We start from the raw sequence: 18,035 nt of genomic DNA, 5'->3' as shown, positions 1-18,035 counted from the left end.
CATGGTCCGCATCGAAGGCGGTGTGCCTGGCACCCTCTCTCCACCTGATCCCAGCCATGGACACTGGCCGGCATCAGCACCAGCCCCCAGCACGTTGGTCTTCCCCATGCAGCTGACGCAAACCGACTCGTTCTTTGCCGTCTTCGCACCATCACAATGTCGCGAAACTCCGCACTATCTGCTCGCTGACCCTCCCATTCTCACTGTCTTCGCGCGACCGGTTGTGTCAGACCACCCACATTTGGCGTGCGATGGCCACCCCTCGGGTACCGCAAATCACCGCGCCGTTCATTCAATGCCCACCATAGAAGTGAACGCTTGCGGAGCGGGTTAGCACAAGCGATTTTTATTTATCGCTCGCGGACCGATCTCGCCGGCTCCCAACATCCATCTGACGCCTCGACCGCTAAACAAAAAATCCTCTGCAACATGTGGCGCGATACCTATGACGCGTTGGAAATACGGTTGACGTGGGTTGACGAATGGTTGATATACCTAGTATTCTGCATTACACAAGCACGCGCAAGCTTTGACCTAGGTCGATTGGCGCACCATGCGATGCAATTCCAATGCGTCGGGTAAGACCGTCTGCCATTTGACCCGGAAGCTGGCTTGGAATGTCCTGATATCTGGCCTATTCAATTGTGAGGCGGTAATGAAAGCAGTTGTCCTGCTCCTGCTGGCGTCAGTGTTCTCGGTTTGTTCTTATGCAAATGATGTGTCAACCCTTCGATTCGGGGTGGATCCCACATATCCGCCATTCGAGTCCAAGGATGCAAGCGGCAAGCTGGCGGGGTTCGAGATCGACCTCGGTAACGAAATTTGCGCTCGCATCCACGCGAAGTGCGCCTGGGTTGAAAATGACTTCGATGGAATGATCCCTGGGCTCAAAGCACGAAAGTTCGATGCAATCATGTCGGGAATGACCGTAACCGCCCAACGCGCAGAACAGATTTCATTTAGCGATAAGCTTTGGAACTCCTCACTTCGCCTTGTGGCAAAAAAAGGTTCCACTGTATTGCCAACGCCCGAGGCACTGCGCGGAAAGTCGGTTGGCGTCCAGCAAGGTACAGTTGGAGAAACTTACGCGAAGAAGAATTGGGCGCCGAAAGGAGCGACAGTCGTCCCGTATCAGAATCAGAATCTCGTCTACGATGACTTGACGGTGGGGCGCCTTGACGGAGTGCTGATTGGCGACATCCAAGCGCAGCTCGGCTTCCTGGGAACGCCTCGTGGTGCTGGCTATGGATTTGTCGGCGACAAAATTGTCGATCCGTCCAGCTCGAAGGGGAATGCGATCGGTTTGCGCAAAGACGACGCAGCGCTCAGACAGAAAATCAACCAGGCGATCGCTGACGTGAGAAAGGACGGAACCTACGAGCGAATCGAGAAGAAATACTTTGCCTTCGATGTCTATGGAGATTGATGCAACCAGCGGCGATCGTGAATCTGCGACCGGAGTCATTTCGGTTCGAAGGCGATTCCGATTACCGCGCCACGGGGCGCTTTGAATTCCGCTGAGTGCGAAGACCAGCCGGTCAGAAAACCTATGCGCGTTCGTGGCTGATGTATGCGTTCGGCGGCCAGGATACCGGAGGCTAAGTTGTCGTTGAAATGTAGACATCTCAGGAGAGCCGTCGCCTAGGCGGCGGTGGGTTGAATCGGAGTTGGCACATGAATTGGCTGGGAATTCTTCATCTTGATACTGAGGACGCGGTATTGGAATCGTCAGCCGAACTTGAAGCGCGTCACGCTGTGATGCCGTTCAGCGTAGGGGATCCATCGTTTTGGAGGGTGCCATTCCTCAACGCGATAGCGACCGGTGCGGAGCCTCACGGAAACAAGCTGCCGACTGACGCGGCCAGCCGTGGGATCGTGGATGCAGTGCGGCGGCTCGACGGTAAGGTTCAACTAATCATCGGTAACTGCGGGTTCATGTGGGCGTCGCGCAACCTTCCTTACCGGACGGCGTCGGCGGCAACGATCACTAGCGGGCTCGAGTTCCTCGATCTCGCTCTGCGCATCACCGGGCGTTCCGTTGGAGTTATCACCTGGGGCGTTCGGGCACTCGATAGGTTGCTGAGTGGTCCCCCGAACTCGAACGTGTACGCCTTCTGGCTGTTGCCCAGCTACCAGAGTGGCAGAAGTCATGGACCAATCGGGAACCTGCCGATTGGACGCAGGAGCGCATGGCCGACGAACTCGCAGAGCGATTGTCGTAAGCGTTCGGCGAGGGCGGAGTGCTTAGTGACATAAACGTACTGATACTTGAATGCACGCTCGTACCGGACTTCCGCAACGTCATTCGTCGATTCACGGCCGTCCCCATTTTCGATCTTCTTCAATTAGCGAAGGCCGCCTTGGAGTAGGTCGACACAGTATTCCGGGAACGCTTGCCAAATGACCTACCTGACTCGGGCCAAAAACTGTCGCGTTCTCGGTGACTTCGGATTCACGATAAGGTTGTCTGTCTGAAAGCCTTGCTAGGTGCACTTCTGATGCTAGAAATGACTGTCTACGTAGATCTGAACTTGCGTTCGCTGCCCGCAGTCGCCGTGCAGCGCGGATTGACGTGCAGAAGCACCGCAAGCGCGCACGGTGAGAAGGCCTACTTCGACGCGCTCCAGATTCCGTCGGTGGCCGACACCGATCCGGAAGTCGCGTGGCCGGCAAGGCCGAAAAGCAGTGCAAGGCCGATGGCATCGAGTACGCCAAGGCCGTGTTCCCGGGGGCGGCATCGGGCCGCGCGATCTCGAATGGCCGCGACCAGGGTTTCACGAGGCTGATGCTCGACGAGTAACCCATCGCGTGATCGCGGCGGGATCACGGGCCTGGATGCGGGGGAGCTCATCAGCGAAGTGTGCCTCGCGGTCGGGATGGACCCGGACGTGGAAGACACCGGCAAGACGATCCATCCGCACCTGACGCTCGGCGAATCGATCGGGATGGCCGCCGAGCTGTACGAGGGCGTTTGTACCGATTTGCCGTGGAAGCGAAAAAGGGCAAGTCGGAAGTAAATCGAGGCCTGCGTGGATCTGTCGACTGCGCGTTGCAGCGAGCCGGTCACTACCTTCGATCGTCAGGATCGCCGTACCGTAACCTTCAAAAGCGATGAGGAAGCTATGACGATTGTGGGAATGTCGTTGAGAAATATGGTGGAGGACTGGTTGGCGCCCGACCCGAAGAGAGGGTTTCGGGTCAGCCACTACGGACGATCCAGCAGGGGACGATATGTGTGCGTCGTCGCAGACAACGGAAGCGGGTCTAAGGCGATGTTCTTTTTTCGACACCGAATCGGAAAATGGTGCATTTTCCCACCCGATCCAGAGAGACCTGCCATGCGCATCGCTGAAGTTTCGTATGCCCGAGACTCACGGTGAAACTAAACGTTAGGCCGAACGCTCGGAGCATGCTCGGCGCCACCGACGATGCGCCAGGGACTTTCTCCGTGTGCTGTGGGTGAGCGTCGTTGATGGCGATCAGTTTTTCCACGTCCTGATTCGTGGTTGCGTGGCCGGTTCGCTGCGATCATCGAACACGTGTCGATCGGGAACCGGTAAATGCGTGTTCCGCGCCACGCGTGGCTACGCGGCGTGCAGCGAAGGGTACTGTGGACGTTTAGCATACCGAGGTGATTATGGCATCCAAAAATCCTGCTTACGAGCTGAGCAGATCCGCGTCGATCCGGCCTACCGGGCAGGAGGGCGATGATAGTAAGTGCGACGCGTGCAAGGAGAGTTTCGATGATCAGCGACAGACGGAAGATCGTCCACGTTCTTACCAGTGGTCGATGCCCACACGAACCGACGCGCAGGCGGAGCCTGCCGGATCGGTCGGGGAGCTCTGCGTCGTCGCCACGATCGTAAATCTGCGCGAGATCGAGCAGGTGTATGGCGAGACGACTGCACTTGGCGTGCGGCATGCCGTCTATGAGCGGGCCCGGGCGCTCTCACGATCAGGGAGGGCTACCGTTGCAACAACCGGTGCGCATATCGTTTTTATCTTCGACCTGTCCTACCTGTCCTACAAGGGCGACGCGTCGGAGCAGTTATGCGGGCCCATCATCGAGCACCGGGTAGTCAAGGTACTTGGCGCGCACGTCGTACCACTGGGAGACGCGGCCATCATGCCTGTAGTACGCGCGTCAGCGATGCGCTCCGGGTACCAGCCATTTCAGGATTTCATCGATGCGGCAAACCTGGCGACCGCGGGCCATCACTGGTGTGAGCGGTACAAGGCCGATATGGTGGTGGCTGCTACCGTCTTCGTGGCACTGGAGGAGAAAAGGCTTGATTTCGATCGGGAACCCGTCTGCGCGGCAGGCGATTCGCAAGATGTGACGTACTACGAGGTACTGCTTTGCGAGATAAGGAATGGCCAGCGCATCCGTATCGGTAGTCTCGTGGGGGCCATTGAGCGCCTGGGGATGGTGAGGCGGCTCGACGAATGGGTCGTCGACTCGACGATCGCCGCATTGCGCCGCAATCCTGCGCTTCGACTCGGCTGCAATGTGTCCGCGCATAGCGCCACACTCGATGCGTGGTGGACGCCCATCGCCTCACAGTTGCATGCAGACAGGCACCTTGCTTCTAGGCTGACGATCGAGATTACGGAAACAGCCGCAATGACTTCGACAACAGAGGAGGCGCGGAATTTCGTCAGGACGTTCCAGGCGCTGGGCTGCCAGATGGCACTGGATGACCTGGGGAAAGGCCACAACAATCTGATCGCCCTGATCGGGCTTGGCGTCGATATCGTCAAGATCGACCTGCGTTGCCTCCGACAGGAGGAAGGCGGCACCCGAAGTCCCCTAGGTCTGCGTCCGCTTATCCAGTTCGCGAAGACTTACGCGGCGAGCGTCATCGTCGAAGGCATCGAGACGGAGGACGACGCGCAACAGGCGCGAGAGTGCGGGGCGACGTGCCTTCAGGGCTATCTCTATTCAGGCCCTTCCGCACCAGACATTGGCGCGGAAAAACGTTGATGAAACGGGCTCACCGTTGGTGTTCGGCGAGGGTGTTAGCGCAGAGCCGACTATTGTCGGAATCGGCGGCTGACGTTTCGATATGCGCGTACCCGGTTATGAAGATGGGCCTCCGGGAAGATTCGATGTCACGCACGGCCGGAGGAGGGCGTGCATGCGGCTTGTTATTCGGTATTCGCTTTGCTTCAGAGTCCTGTTACCGATGAACAGTCGATCCTGGTGACGACCGTGATCGATACGTTGCGTGCGCATCCGGGCATGTCGCTAGGCTGTAACGTGTCGATTCAGAGTGCAGCGCTCGGCGGCTGGCGGTCGAAGGTGATCGAAACCCTTGCCGGGGAGCCTCAGGTCGCGGCACGGCTCGTCATCGAGTTGACGGAAAGCGCGCCGCTGACCGACATCGACGCAGTCGCGGACTTCGTCCGGGCGCTGCAACAGCTCGGATGTCGCGTCGCTCTCGATGACATCGGTGCAGGCTACAGTTCCGTGAGGAGTCTTATGGAACTGGGCGTGGACATTGCAAAAATCGATGGTGGATATCTGCATCGGGCCCGCTCGAACGGGTGCGCACGAGTGCATTTGGGTGCGCTGATCCATCTGGCGCGAACAAGCGCTTCGCATGTGGTGGACGAACGTGTCGAGGACGAGGAAGACCTGCACGTATCCCAGGCCTGTGGCGCGCATTGGGTTCAGGGATATCTCTTCGAGCCCATCTTCGCCGCTGGTTTGGCACAATCCGCGTCTGAGCCGGAACGGGACTGATGCGCGAGATGGAAGGTCCTGCGGGAGAAAGGAGTAAGCGTCTCGCCGTGGCCGTTCTGGCGTGCTGATTGAGGTTTTGGGTAGTTTGGTATCCACCAAATTATGGTGGGTACCAAAGTGGACAAGACATGGGGCGATGGCGCCGCAGACGGCGCAAATAAGCGGCCGAACTTTCCGACCGAGTTCAAACGGCAACTGGTTGAACAATCTCTCGAGCCGGGCGCGTCGGTGGCGTTGATCGCGCGCAGCAACGATATCAATGCAAACCTGTTGTTCAAATGGCGACGGCTTTATCTGGCAGGAGAGTACGGTTTGCCGACGCTGCCTGAGGGCGCGACGCCAAAGCGGGCACAGGAGGTGCCGTCGCTGTTGCCTGTGAATGTCGTCGCTGAGGCGGCAGAACATACGTCACCGATGGCAGTTGATGCGACACGGTCGCCAGAGAATCTTTGCGAGATCGAGTTCGACCGGGCACGCTTGAGGGTTTGCGGCAATGTGTCACCGGATATGCTGCGGCTGCTGATCCGGGAGCTATCCCGATGATCGGCTTGCCGGCAGGCACTCGCATCTGGATCGCCGCAGGCGTGACCGACATGCGTAGTGGTTTCCCGGCTCTTGCCGCGAAGGTGCAATCGGCACTCGAAGACAATCCGCTCGGCGGCGACGTGTTCATTTTTCGGGGACGTCGCGGCGATCTCGTAAAAATTCTATGGGCAACAGATGACGGACTATGGCTTCTTGCGAAGCGGCTTTCGCATGGACGGTTTATTTGGCCCCAGGCGGAGGGCGGCAAGATCTTCCTGACGTCGGCACAGCTGTCGATGTTGCTGGAAGGCATCGATTGGCGACAGCCCCGTCGCACGGCGGCATTATCGATGTTGTAAACTGCATCGAAGGCTCGTAAACTGCGGCACATGCCCGATCACGCGCCGCTTCCGCAAACCGTTGCCGAGCTCCACGCCCTGGTGCTCGAGCAGCAGGCATCGATCGCAAAGATGCAGCAGGAGATCGCCGAACGCGACCGGGAGATTGTCGAACGCGACCAGCAAATCGAACGCCTGAAAGCGCAGATCGACAAGCTCAGGCGCATGCACTTCGGTCGTAAATCCGAGCAGTTGGAGCGGCAGATCGATCGGCTCGAAACCCAACTCGAGGATCTGGCAGCCGGCAGCGGCGTTGCCGATGTTCGCCGTGCGCGCGCTCGTGCATCGAGCTGGCGTATCTGCAGCATCTCCGAAGGAAGCCTTGGCGCCCCATCTGCCACGCGAAGAGCACGAGCTCGAGCCCGATTCCATCTGCCCGAAGTGCAACAACGCCATGGAGTTGCTCGGCGAGGATGTGTCTGAGCAGCTCGCGCGCGTCACGGCGATGTTCAAGGTCATCCGCACGATCCGTCGCAAGCGGATCTGCACCGGTTGCGGCCATATCGCGCAACCTCCCATGCCGGGGCTGCCGATCGAGCGCAGCATCGCGCATCCGAGTTTGCTGGCCGAGATCATCGTGGCGAAGTATGCAAACCACACCCCGCTGTATCGGCAATCCGAGATCGCGGCGCGCGACGGCGTACGTCTCGATCGGGCCACCATGGCGCGCTGGGTCGGACAATGCGAAGAACTCTGCCGGCTGCTGACTGAAGCACTGCGCCGCTACACGATGGCGACTGCCAAGCTCCACGCGGACGACACGCCGATCCCGGTGCTCGCGCCTGGGAACAAGAAGACCAAGACCGGTCGGTTGTGGGTCTACGTGCGCGACGATCGTCGCTCAGGTTCGAGCGATCCCGCTGCGGTCTGGTTCGCTTACTCACCGGACCGCAAAGGCATTCACCCCCAGACCCATCTTGCCGGATTCGAAGGCATCCTTCAGGCGGACGGCTATGCAGGCTTCAACGAGTTGAACGAAGGCGGCAAAGTTCGTCTGGCATTTTGCTGGGATCATGCGCGCCGATACGTATTCAACGTGCATGAGACAGCCCCGTCGGGCACCACGAAGCAATGGCTCGACATGATTGGCGAGTTTTACGCAATCGAGGCTGATATCCGCGGCAAACCGCCCGATGAGCGGCGACGCGTCAGGCAAGAAAAAAGCAGCCCGTTGCTCGCGGCTCTCGAGAAGTCGGTGAGGGAGAAACTCGCGACTCTTTGGCCGAAGGCACCGCTGGTCGAAGCGATCAACTACTCTCTGAACCGCTGGGATGGGCTCACGCTGTTTTGTGACGACGGCCGCGTCGAGATCAGCAACGTGCTTGCCGAAAAGGCTCTGGTGCAAATAATTGGTCAGAGCGACATTTTTCCTATCGATATGGATACCTTATCGATGAGACAGGACAGCATTCCAGGCAGCGAGGGCAGAGGTATCTTTGAGCCCGAGTATGGAGAAGTGGAACTGTCCCTTGCGAATGCGATGCATCAGTTCGATGCCGGAAATTGTGGTCACGGCATTCCTGAATCGTTTGAAGCCGAGCATTACGTTCGTTCTTGACGTGACGTTTCGATGGTCCTGCTCGATCAGATTGTTCAGGTACTTCGAGGACCGGATCTTCGTGTCATCTGGCAGCAGGCCATCGGTCTTCATCTCACGCACCGCCCGGTGTGAGGCGGCATATCCATCGAGCGTGATCGTCTCCGGCGGCTGGCCCTGATGTTTGATTGCGTTGCTGAAAAAGGCTTTGGCCGCGGCCACGTCGCGCTTCGCTCTGAGCATGAAGTCCACCGTCTGGCCGGCTCGATCTACCGCACGGTACAGATAAACCCATTTGCCACGAACCTTCAGGTAGGTTTCATCAACACGCCATGACCGCCCTGCGGGCATGCCAAAACGATTCCAGCGCTTGACGAACTCCGGCGTGAAGCGGTTCACCCAACGCATAATCGTGGTGTGCACCAACGACAAACCGCGCTCGGCCATCATCTCAACCAGATCACGCAGGCTGAGCTTGTAGCGCAGGTACCAGCGCACGCACTGAATGATCACCTCGCGGTTGAAGTGACGACCCGAGAACAGATCGTCCACGCTTTTCAGCTTGCGCATTATCGAAGGATGAGGTTGCGAAGGCCCCAGTCTAACCGAGTCAAATTCACTATTTGCACCAGAACCCACGGCGGGACCAGCGTCAGGCAGCGGATTGCTCACCCCAACTGCTATTGGTGCCGGCGGCGTAGTCCATCAGCGTATCGAGCACCTCCTTCGCCGCGTGGCTGAGTTCATAATTGTCGGCCGTCACGATGTACTCAGATAGTCGGGTACGCACGCTGATAGCGAGCGGTCTGACGAGGCGCCCGTCTTCGATCATTTCCGTGCAGCCGTAGGACCAGGCGAGCGCGACACCTTTTCCGGCACACGCCGCGCGGTAAGCCAGATCGAAATTGCTGACACGGATCGAGCTGTGATGATCGCGCGGCTCGACGCCCGCCAGTTCGAACCAGTCGTCCCAGCAGTTGCATATCGACAGACCGGCTTCAACGTCGATCAGCACTTCGTTCTGTAAATCGCATGCGCTCTGGATGGAGTGTTGCTCAAGGTAAGACGGGCTGCAGACCGGAAAAATTTCTTCATCGAACAGCTTGTATTTGGCGAGACCGGGCCAGTGGCCGTCTCCATAGTGGATAGCGAGATCGACGGCCTCACGGCGCGGATCGACCGGCTGATCGCTGGCGAGTACGCGGATGTCGATTTCCGGATGGCGTTCGCGGAACCGGATGATGGCCGGCATCAGCCAGAAGCTCGACATCGCCACGCTCGCAGCGATCGTCACGCTGGTCGATTCGAGATTCTCGATGATGGCCACCGCGCGGCGAATCGACATCAGGCTTTGCGCGATTGCCTGTTGAAAGACCATGCCGGCTTTGGTCAGCTCGATTTCGCGGTGCCGCCGATTGAAAAGCGGAACGCCAATCCTTTCTTCCAGCACCTGAATCTGCCGGCTCACCGCACCTTGCGACAGGTTTAGTTCTTCGGCCGCGCGCGTGAAGCTCAGGAGCCGTGCCGAGGCTTCGAACGCGCCAACTGCGTTGAGGGGAGGCAGACGTTTCCTCGGCTTGATCATCGTGCTTCCCTGTGAGAACGGCGGCGTTTGCGAGCGTTCCGCGTCCTGTCGGTCACGCTTTGTTCAGAATGCTGTCATGAAAAAACGTTAGTCAAAAAACAATTCGACTGGAATCCGGGTAAATCCTCACCAGACGGCCTGGTCAGGGCCCACATTTGTTTCGCCGTCCGTGCAAGCATTGTCGCGCGCGTCGCGCTCGCATGCAAAAATGCATGTCAGACTTCAGTAAAAATGGCTTGTCCCGTCAAAATTGGAGTCCTCTAATGACATCAAGCCCTGAGAGGGCCGTCGCTGCCGCATATCTCAGGGTGCACATGGGATTTTCTGGAAACATCAGGATGGGACATGTTCGACCATAAAAAACTCGACGCTTTGCTGGCGGCCTATACGCCGGGACGCCCTCTTGAGCAGGCGTTTTACAAGGACGCGGAACTATTCGAGGCGGATCTCGCACTCATCTGGCAGCGAAAGTGGCTGTTTGCCGGCTTGAGCTGCGAGATCAGGCAGACCGGCGAGTGGTTCACGGTGCAGATTGGCGAGACGTCGGTTATCGTCGTGCGGGATCGTGCAGGTGCCGTGCGCGCCTTCTTTAACACCTGCCGTCATCGAGGCTCGCGCATCTGTGCGGGTGAGAAGGGCAAGTCAGGCGCATTCGCCTGCCCGTACCACCAATGGACCTATGGCCTCGATGGCAAGCTGATGTTCGCGCGCAACATGGGCGAGTCGTTTGACCTGTCGGCCTTCTCCCTGAAGCCGGTTGCGTGCGAGGTCGTAGCGGGCTATGTGTTTATCTGCCTGTCCAGTACGCCCGACGATTTCAGCGGCTTTCGCCGCCGCGTTGAACCGTACCTCGCGCCGCACGGCATCGAAGATGCCAAGATCGCCTACGAATCCACGATGGTCGAGAAAGGCAACTGGAAACTGGTACTCGAAAATAATCGCGAGTGCTACCACTGCAGCGCCAATCATCCGGAATTGCTGCGCACGATTTCCGAGTTCGATGGTCCGACCGATCCGCGCTATGGCGGCGAGTTTGCGGCGAAGAGCGAACGCGACGAGGCGCGCTGGCGGCAGGTCGGCCTGCCGTACGCGCCCGTCGAAGAAGAACCGGTGTATCGGATGGTGCGAGCCGCGCTGGAGCGGGGCGTGTCTTTCACGATGACGGGTGAAGCGGCCTGCAGCAAGGTCATGGGAATGCTTCCCGAGCGGGACGTCGGCGCGTTGCGTCTGCTGCGTTTCCCCAATACGTGGAATCATGCGCTGGGTGATCACGCGCTGGCATTCCGTCTCTTGCCGCTCGGCCCGCGCGAGACACAAGTCACGACAAAATGGATCGTGCACAAGGACGCGGTCGAAGGCGTCGATTACGACCTCGACACGCTGACCGAAGTCTGGAAAGCGACCAACGCACAGGATCAGCGACTGGTCGAAACGAATCAGCTCGGCATCAATTCAATTGGCTACGAGCCAGGAGTCTATTCGGAACAGGTGGAGTCCGGCGTTATGGCATTCGTGGACTGGTACATCGATGCCCTCAGAGAAGGCCTCGCGCAGATGCCGAGGACCGTGCCGCTCAAGGTGTGTTGACAGTGGCCGCGAATCAGGCAGGCTCTTTACCGTCAACGCGCGATGATGGCTTCTTCCTGGTGGAGTGTGTGGCAGTGGCCGACGAATCCGTGAACGTGAAAACGTTCGAATTCGTCTCCGTTGACGGCAGGTCGCTCGACTATGCAGCGGGGCAGCACATCACAGTTGAAGCGCCGACCCTCAGCGGCATTCTGTACCGCTGCTACACGTTGTCGTCGACGCCGACGCGCGCGGGGCGCTTCGCGATAACGGCGAAAGCCGCGCCTCATGGTCCGGTGTCCGCATGGTTGCATCAGGAAATCGCGCCAGGCGCTCGCCTTCGGATCTCCCCACCTTCAGGCGCGTTCACCGCTCCTGAAGCAACCGGAGGCGCGTATTTATTCGTCGCTGGCGGTGTGGGCATTACACCGCTCCTGTCGATGACAAGGGCGTTATACGACGCGCGCGCCGAGATCGATCTTATCTTCCTGCAATGTGCGAGCACGCAGGAAGATCTTCTGTTTCGCAAGGAACTGGAGCAGATGGCGGCATCCTGGCCGAGTCTGCGAGTCAAGCTGACGGTATCGCGCGAGGCCGCTGTACCGCTTCTCGCTGGCCGGCTTGAACGCGCCAGATTGGCCCAATGGATTCCCGATATCGCGAAGCGCACGGTTTATTGCTGCGGCCCTGATGCATTCATGAAGACTGTCTACGAGGCTGCGGTGAGCCTTGGCGTTGCACCGCAACGGTATCACCAGGAGAGTTTCGTGCTGCCGCCCGCCGCGAGTGCGACCGCGTTTGAAGCCGTAGTGCCGACGGCGCAGGTCAGTGTGATGCTTGCAGCGTCCAGACTCGAGTGTGTCGCGTCAACGAACGATGTGCTGATAGACGCCGCCCAGTCCGTGGGCGTCGTGATCCCGAGTGCGTGCCGCGCCGGTATGTGCGGCACCTGCAAGACACGTGTGATTGCGGGCCAGGTCGAGATGGCGCACAACGGCGGCATCACCGATGAAGAGATAGCAGAGGGATGGATCCTGACCTGTTGTGCACGCCCGCTAACGGACATAGAACTGGACTGTTAGGCTGACAGGTTCGATTCTATGGTGGATGAATTCGTCAAACAATCAGTATGCCTAATGTCATTGCGGTGCGGTTTTTCACATGCGGAATTGCATGAAAACCATGTTCTAAATTCGTTTGAGAAAAGAATTAACGCTTCTTAGCATGCATGTCACACGCGCTGAAGCATTCAATCGCGACATGATGGACGAGATGCCGGTTCTGTCGCTTTTCGATACACGCACACACGAATGAAAGGGAATTCATGAAAAGTCATTGTCAGGTGGCGGTTATCGGCGGAGGTGTGGTTGGCGCCTCGGTGCTGTACCACTTAACGAAATTCGGCTGGACCGACGTCGTGATGCTTGAGCGCAAGGTTCTCACCGCCGGGTCGACATGGCATGCGGCCGCCGGCTTCCATGCGTTTAACGGCGATCCCAACGTCGTCAGGCTGCAGAGTTACACGATCTCGCTCTACAAGGAAATTGAGGAAGAGGGCGATCAGAATGTCGGCCTGCATGTGCCTGGCGGCATCACCATGGCGGCAACACCTGAGCGCTGGGAGTTTCTGCGCACCGAGTGGTCACGGCACCGTTTCATGGGTCTCGACACCGAGTTGATCACGCCGTCCGAGATCAAGGCAATGTGTCCGCTCGTCGACGTGAGCGAGGTGAAGGGAGGCCTGTGGGCGCCGAACGAAGGCCACCTGGACCCTTACGGATGTACTCAGGCCTATGCGCGCGCCGCGCGAAGACGCGGCGCGGATATCTATCAGCATACGCGGGTAGAGGCGCTCGAACCGCGCGCGGATGGCAGCTGGACGGTCATTACCGATCAGGGGGTGATTCATGCCGAGCATGTGGTCAACGCAGCGGGACTGTGGGCGCGGGAAGTCGGTGCCATGGCTGGCGTGAAGCTGCCGCTCATTCCGATGGAGCATCACTATCTCATCACGGAAGACATTCCGGAGCTCGTCACGCTCGGACGGGAGATACCGGTGATGGTCGACCTCGATGGCGAAATTTACATGCGCCAGGAACACCACGGTGTTCTGTTCGGTGTGTACGAGAAGCGCTCGACACCATGGTCGCTGGACGGCACACCGTGGGAATACGGCGAGACCGATCTGTTGCCGCCGCGGCTCGAGCGTATCGAAGACGAACTGATGCGCGGCTTCGAACGCTTTCCGAGCGTGGGAAACGCCGGTATCAAACGCGTCGTCAATGGGCCCTTCACATTTACGCCGGACGGCAATCCGCTCGTCGGCCCCGTGCGCGGTTTGCGCAACTACTGGGCGGCTTGTGGCTGCATGGCGGGCTTCAGTCAGGGCGGCGGCGTCGGCCTGGCACTGGCGCAGTGGATGATCGAGGGCGAACCGCAAGACAACGTGTTCGCGATGGATGTGGCGCGTTTTCCAGACCTCACACAGACCTACGTCGCGGCCAAAGCGCGGGAATTTTACGAGCACCGTTTCTACCTCGCGCGGCCGAATGAGCAGTGGCCCGCGGGCCGCCCACTCAAGACCACGCCGCTATACGACCTGCAGGAGCAGGCGAATGCCGTATTCGGTGTCAACTACGGACTTGAAACGCCGATGTGGTTTGCGCCGGCCGGTCAGCCCGCTCATGAAACGCCGACGTTTCGCCGGTCGAATGCCTTCGACACCGTAGCCGCGGAATGCCGCGCCATTCGCGAGCAGGTGGGTCTGTTCGATGCAAGTGGTTATGCGAAGTACGAAATCAGCGGACCTGGCGCAGAACTGTGGGTCGACCGGTTGTTCGCCAGCCGTTTGCCGGAAGTCGGCCGTGCCCGGCTTGCACCGCTCCTTTCGCCGTCGGGCCGTCTCAAGGGCGATCTGACGATTCTGCGGCTCGCGGCGCAGCGGTTCCTCGTGACGGGGTCCGGTTACCTGCAGGAGTGGCATCTGCGCTGGTTCGAGGACCATCTGCCGGCAGACGGAAGTGTGCGCATCGACAACCGCAGCGAGTCGCTGGCGATGCTCGCGATCGCGGGTCCAAATGCAAAGGCACTGGTTGGCGAAGTCTTCGGCACCGCGGCAATTGCTGCGGCCCAGCGCTTCATGTCGGTCGCCCGGATCGATGCGGGCTTTGCCCCGGCGTGGATCGCACGTCTGTCGCTGACCGGTGAACTGGGCTACGAGATCTACGTCGAGAATCACTATCTGCGCAGCGTCTACCAACGGTTACTCGCGGCGGGCGGCGCTTTCGGGCTGCATCAGTACGGCGTATGGGCGTTGCTGTCGACGCGCCTCGAAAAGGGCTTCGGCATCTGGTCACGTGAATTCGGCCCCGAATACACGCCGGCCATGGCGGATCTCGAACGCTTCATCGCCTTCGACAAGGGCGACTTCATCGGGCGCGAGGCCGTGCTCGCGCAACGCGGCGTGACGCCTGTGCACCGGCTCCTCACGTTCGAAATCGATGCTGTCGACGCAGACGCGAGCGGTTTCGAGCCGGTCTGGGTGGGCGACGCGGTTGCGGGCTACACCACATCGGGGGGCTATGGCCACACGACGGGCAAGAGTCTCGCCATGGGTTACGTGAAGAGTGAATACCTCGTCGGTGCGAACGCATTCGAGATCCAGATTCTCGGCGAGCGCCGGCCGGCAAGGATACTGACAGCGCCAGCATACGATCCGGATGGCGCGCGTATGCGCGGATAGTACGACGGCTTCGGCGCATGCCAGCCGTGGGGGCAGTGATCATTCAATGAGCAGGGTGACTATGAAAATCGTGGTGGCAGTCAAGCGCGTGATCGATTCGAACGTGAAGCCGCGGGTGCGCGCGGACCAGACGGGAGTCGATATGACGAACGTGAAGATGTCGATGAATCCGTTCGACGAAATCGCCGTCGAGGAAGCCGTGCGCCTGAAGGAAGCGGGTGTCGCGACCGAAGTGATTGCTGTGTCGGCCGGTGTTGCGCAGGCGCAGGAAACACTGCGTACGGCGCTGGCGATCGGCGCGGATCGGGCAATCCTGATCGAGTCGAATGAAGAAATTCAGCCGCTGGCGGTGGCCAGACTGCTGCATGCGGTCATCGAGCGCGAAAACCCGCGACTCGTGATTCTCGGCAAGCAGGCAATCGACGACGACTCGAACCAGACCGGCCAGATGCTCGCAGCGCTGACAGGCTGGCCGCAGGCCACCTTCGCGGCGAAGGTGGATCTGGTGGATGGCGCGGCGCTCGTTTGCCGTGAAGTGGACGGCGGTACCGAGACGGTGTCGCTCAGTTTGCCCGCCGTCATTACGACGGATCTGCGTCTGAACGAGCCGCGCTATGTAACCCTGCCGAGCATCATGAAGGCGAAGAAAAAGCCGCTGCAGACACTGACGCCCGGCGAGCTCGGCGTGGACGTGACGCCCCGGCTGAAAACGCTGAAGGTCGTGGAGCCGCCCAGGCGTGCCGCCGGTGTCAGGGTGCCGGACGTGCAGACTTTGCTCGACAAGCTTAAGACTGAAGCCAGAGTAATCTGAGCAGCACGAGGAGACAATGACATGACGATTCTGGTTATCGCCGAACACGCCGGCGGCGCGATCAAAACTTCAACGCTCAACGCAGTGACTGCGGCAGCGGTAATCGCCACGTTCACCGGCCAGCCGATTCATTTGCTGGTAGCGGGCTATAAGGCACAAGGCGTCGCTGACGCCGCGTCGAGGATCGCTGGTGTGAGCCGCGTATTGCTCGCCGACGCGCCGCAACTCGCGGCGGGACTGGCGGAGAACCTTGACGCGACGGCACTGGCGTTGCTGCGCCGCGAGAGCGGGATTTACTCGCATGTGCTGGTGGCCGCCACCGCCTACGGCAAGAACATCGCGCCCCGCCTTGCCGCCAGGCTCGATGTCGCGCAGATCAGCGACATCATCGCGATCGTGGGAGCCGATACTTTCGACCGGCCGATCTATGCTGGCAACGCTATCGCCACCGTGCAATCGTGCGATCCGGTCAAGGTCGTCACGGTGCGGACCACGGCGTTCGATCCCGCCGCCGAAGAGGGAGGCGGTGCGACCGTGGAGAGAATCGAAGCGGCACCGGATACCGGCATCTCACGGTTGGTCAGCCGCGAGTTGACCAGGCAGGACCGGCCTGAATTGACGTCCGCGGCTATCGTCGTGTCCGGCGGCCGGGGACTTGGCAGCGCGGAGAACTACGCGAAAGTACTCACGCCATTGGCGGACAAGCTCAACGCCGCACTCGGCGCCTCTCGCGCCGCGGTGGACGCAGGGTTTGTCCCGAATGACTATCAGGTTGGTCAGACGGGCAAGATTGTCGCGCCGCAACTGTATGTGGCCGTGGGTATTTCCGGCGCGATCCAGCATCTCGCAGGGATGAAAGATGCCAAGGTCATTGTTGCAATCAACAAAGACCCGGAGGCGCCGATTTTCGGCATCGCGGATTACGCGCTCGAAGCCGATCTGTTCGTCGCAGTGCCCGAGATGACAGCCGCGTTATAACAACCACTCGTAGTCCGCAAAGGGAATGGAGAAAAACATGTTCAACTGCATCGCAAGACGTATGGTCGTCGGACTCGTGTTGGGCGCGGCCGCTCTGGCGCAGAATGCCCATGCCGCAGCCACGGATTCTGCCTGGTGTGCATCTGGCAAGCCGGTGAAATTCGCTGAAATGGGCTGGGACAGTGCCAGATTCATGACCGAGGTGATTCGATATGTGCTCGAGAAGGGCTACGGCTGCAAGACCGATCAGACACCCGGCACCAACGCCATTGCCCTGCAAGGCGTGGTGATGAACGACCTGAACGTGATGGTCGAATACTGGTCCGGCCGCACGCCGGCATACGAAAGCGCGGCGCGTGAGGGCAAGGTCAGGATTCTCGGCTCGCTGATCTCTGGTGGCAGCGTGGAGGGCTATTACGTGCCGGAATACGTCATCAAGGGTGACCCTGCACGCGGTATCAAGCCGGTCGCTCCGGAGTTGCGGAGCATTACGGATCTGCCGAAATACAAGGATCTGTTCGCCGACGACGAGGACCCATCGAAAGGACGGCTCTATAACTGCCCGATTGGCTGGCAATGCGAGGCCGACACGGTGCAGAAGATGAAAGCCTACAAGCTTGACAACGCGTTCACCGACTTTCATCCTGGTTCCGGGCCAGCGCTCGATTCGGCCATTGAATCGGCGTACACGCGCGGCAAGCCGATCCTGTTCTACTATTGGGAGCCGTCGACGATCCTTGGGCGTTTCAAGGCCGTCCGTCTCGCCGAGCCCGCGTTCAACGAAGCATGCTGGAAAACCATCAACGGCAGCAAGGATGGGAATCCGTGCGGATCGGCCTCGCCGCCGACGGCGCTGCGCATTGTGGTGTCGAACGCGCTGTACTCAGCCGATCCGCAGATCGTCGGACTCTTCGAGAAAGTGCAGTTCCCGATGGAATCGATCAATGCGGTTCTTGCACGCATGGCAAGCGCAAAAACGCCGCCGCGCCAGGCCGCGATCGACTTCCTGAAGGCCAACCCCGACATGCTGTCGCACTGGGTGCCGGCCGATGTGTCGAGCAAGGTACGCAGCAGTCTGCAGTGACATTGCACGCGGTGCGCGCCGGAAACGGCCGCGCTCTTCCGTGTATCGCATCGGATGGATGCC

Annotated in this window: 14 protein-coding genes and 2 pseudogenes; 14 read left to right on the top strand and 2 right to left on the bottom strand. The window is 59.7% G+C overall.

The features are described 5' to 3' along the window. Positions 1-655: 655 nt before the first annotated feature. The 8 genes and pseudogenes from B0G81_RS42355 to B0G81_RS42320 form a co-directional block, all read left to right on the top strand. Entirely contained in the window at positions 656-1,426 is a 771-nt protein-coding gene (locus tag B0G81_RS42355) for an ABC transporter substrate-binding protein (RefSeq protein ID WP_106285513.1), read from the top strand. A gap of 1,162 nt (positions 1,427-2,588) precedes the next feature. Continuing rightward, positions 2,589-3,017 (top strand): annotated as a pseudogene (locus B0G81_RS42350) (dihydrolipoyl dehydrogenase); the annotation flags it as partial. A gap of 620 nt (positions 3,018-3,637) precedes the next feature. Continuing rightward, a complete protein-coding gene (locus B0G81_RS42340) occupies positions 3,638-4,984 on the top strand; it encodes an EAL domain-containing protein (protein ID WP_106285437.1) in 1,347 nt (448 codons plus the stop codon). A 228-nt stretch (positions 4,985-5,212) separates the two neighbouring features. Further along, positions 5,213-5,746, top strand: coding sequence for an EAL domain-containing protein (locus B0G81_RS42335; RefSeq protein ID WP_134143978.1), 534 nt, complete (start codon positions 5,213-5,215; stop codon positions 5,744-5,746). 117 nt (positions 5,747-5,863) lie between these two features. After that, positions 5,864-6,289, top strand: coding sequence for a transposase (locus B0G81_RS42330; protein WP_243856929.1), 426 nt, complete (start codon positions 5,864-5,866; stop codon positions 6,287-6,289). Beyond that, positions 6,286-6,630 carry an IS66 family insertion sequence element accessory protein TnpB gene (gene tnpB / locus B0G81_RS42325; protein WP_106285434.1) on the top strand — a complete coding sequence of 115 codons (345 nt, stop codon included), beginning with the start codon at positions 6,286-6,288 and terminating at the stop codon, positions 6,628-6,630. The genes B0G81_RS42330 and tnpB overlap by 4 nt, the downstream gene beginning before the upstream one ends. A gap of 30 nt (positions 6,631-6,660) precedes the next feature. Further along, positions 6,661-7,092, top strand: a complete 432-nt coding sequence (locus tag B0G81_RS45280; RefSeq protein ID WP_243856928.1) for a transposase — start codon at positions 6,661-6,663, stop codon at positions 7,090-7,092. Further along, positions 6,992-7,948, top strand: a pseudogene (locus tag B0G81_RS42320) (IS66 family transposase); the annotation flags it as partial. The gene B0G81_RS45280 and the pseudogene B0G81_RS42320, both read left to right, overlap by 101 nt. A 108-nt stretch (positions 7,949-8,056) precedes the next feature. Here the strand turns inward: B0G81_RS42320 and B0G81_RS42315 are convergent. Both B0G81_RS42315 and B0G81_RS42310 read right to left on the bottom strand, forming a co-directional pair. Next, positions 8,057-8,776 (bottom strand): IS6 family transposase, encoded by a 720-nt coding sequence (locus B0G81_RS42315; RefSeq protein ID WP_134144111.1) that lies wholly within the window; start codon positions 8,774-8,776, stop codon positions 8,057-8,059. Between the two features lie 82 nt (positions 8,777-8,858). Continuing rightward, on the bottom strand, positions 8,859-9,791 hold the full coding sequence (locus B0G81_RS42310) for a LysR substrate-binding domain-containing protein (RefSeq protein ID WP_134143977.1): 933 nt from the start codon (positions 9,789-9,791) through the stop codon (positions 8,859-8,861). A 345-nt stretch (positions 9,792-10,136) separates the two neighbouring features. Here B0G81_RS42310 and B0G81_RS42305 point away from each other — a divergent pair, with 345 nt between their 5' ends. The 6 genes from B0G81_RS42305 to B0G81_RS42280 all read left to right on the top strand — a co-directional run bounded on the left by B0G81_RS42305 (position 10,137) and on the right by B0G81_RS42280 (position 17,972). Then, positions 10,137-11,378, top strand: a complete 1,242-nt coding sequence (locus tag B0G81_RS42305) for an aromatic ring-hydroxylating dioxygenase subunit alpha (RefSeq protein ID WP_106286174.1) — start codon at positions 10,137-10,139, stop codon at positions 11,376-11,378. Between the two features lie 74 nt (positions 11,379-11,452). Beyond that, positions 11,453-12,439 carry an iron-sulfur cluster-binding domain-containing protein gene (locus tag B0G81_RS42300; RefSeq protein ID WP_166679216.1) on the top strand — a complete coding sequence of 329 codons (987 nt, stop codon included), beginning with the start codon at positions 11,453-11,455 and terminating at the stop codon, positions 12,437-12,439. Positions 12,440-12,681: 242 nt separating this feature from the next. Further along, a complete protein-coding gene (locus tag B0G81_RS42295; protein WP_134143975.1) occupies positions 12,682-15,099 on the top strand; it encodes an FAD-dependent oxidoreductase in 2,418 nt (805 codons plus the stop codon). Between the two features lie 61 nt (positions 15,100-15,160). Beyond that, complete coding sequence (locus B0G81_RS42290) at positions 15,161-15,910, top strand: electron transfer flavoprotein subunit beta/FixA family protein (RefSeq protein ID WP_106286177.1); 750 nt, start codon at positions 15,161-15,163, stop codon at positions 15,908-15,910. A gap of 21 nt (positions 15,911-15,931) precedes the next feature. Then, the gene (locus B0G81_RS42285) at positions 15,932-16,888 is read left to right on the top strand and encodes an FAD-binding protein (RefSeq protein ID WP_134143974.1); all 957 of its coding nucleotides are present in this window, start codon (positions 15,932-15,934) and stop codon (positions 16,886-16,888) included. Positions 16,889-16,925: 37 nt separating this feature from the next. Beyond that, entirely contained in the window at positions 16,926-17,972 is a 1,047-nt protein-coding gene (locus B0G81_RS42280) for an ABC transporter substrate-binding protein (RefSeq protein ID WP_166679215.1), read from the top strand. Positions 17,973-18,035 lie beyond the last annotated feature (63 nt).

Source organism: Paraburkholderia sp. BL6665CI2N2, from assembly GCF_004366535.1.
GTDB lineage: Bacteria > Pseudomonadota > Gammaproteobacteria > Burkholderiales > Burkholderiaceae > Paraburkholderia.
The sequence above is the reverse complement of the archived record's forward strand: the minus strand, read 5'-3'. Positions and strand labels throughout refer to the sequence as shown.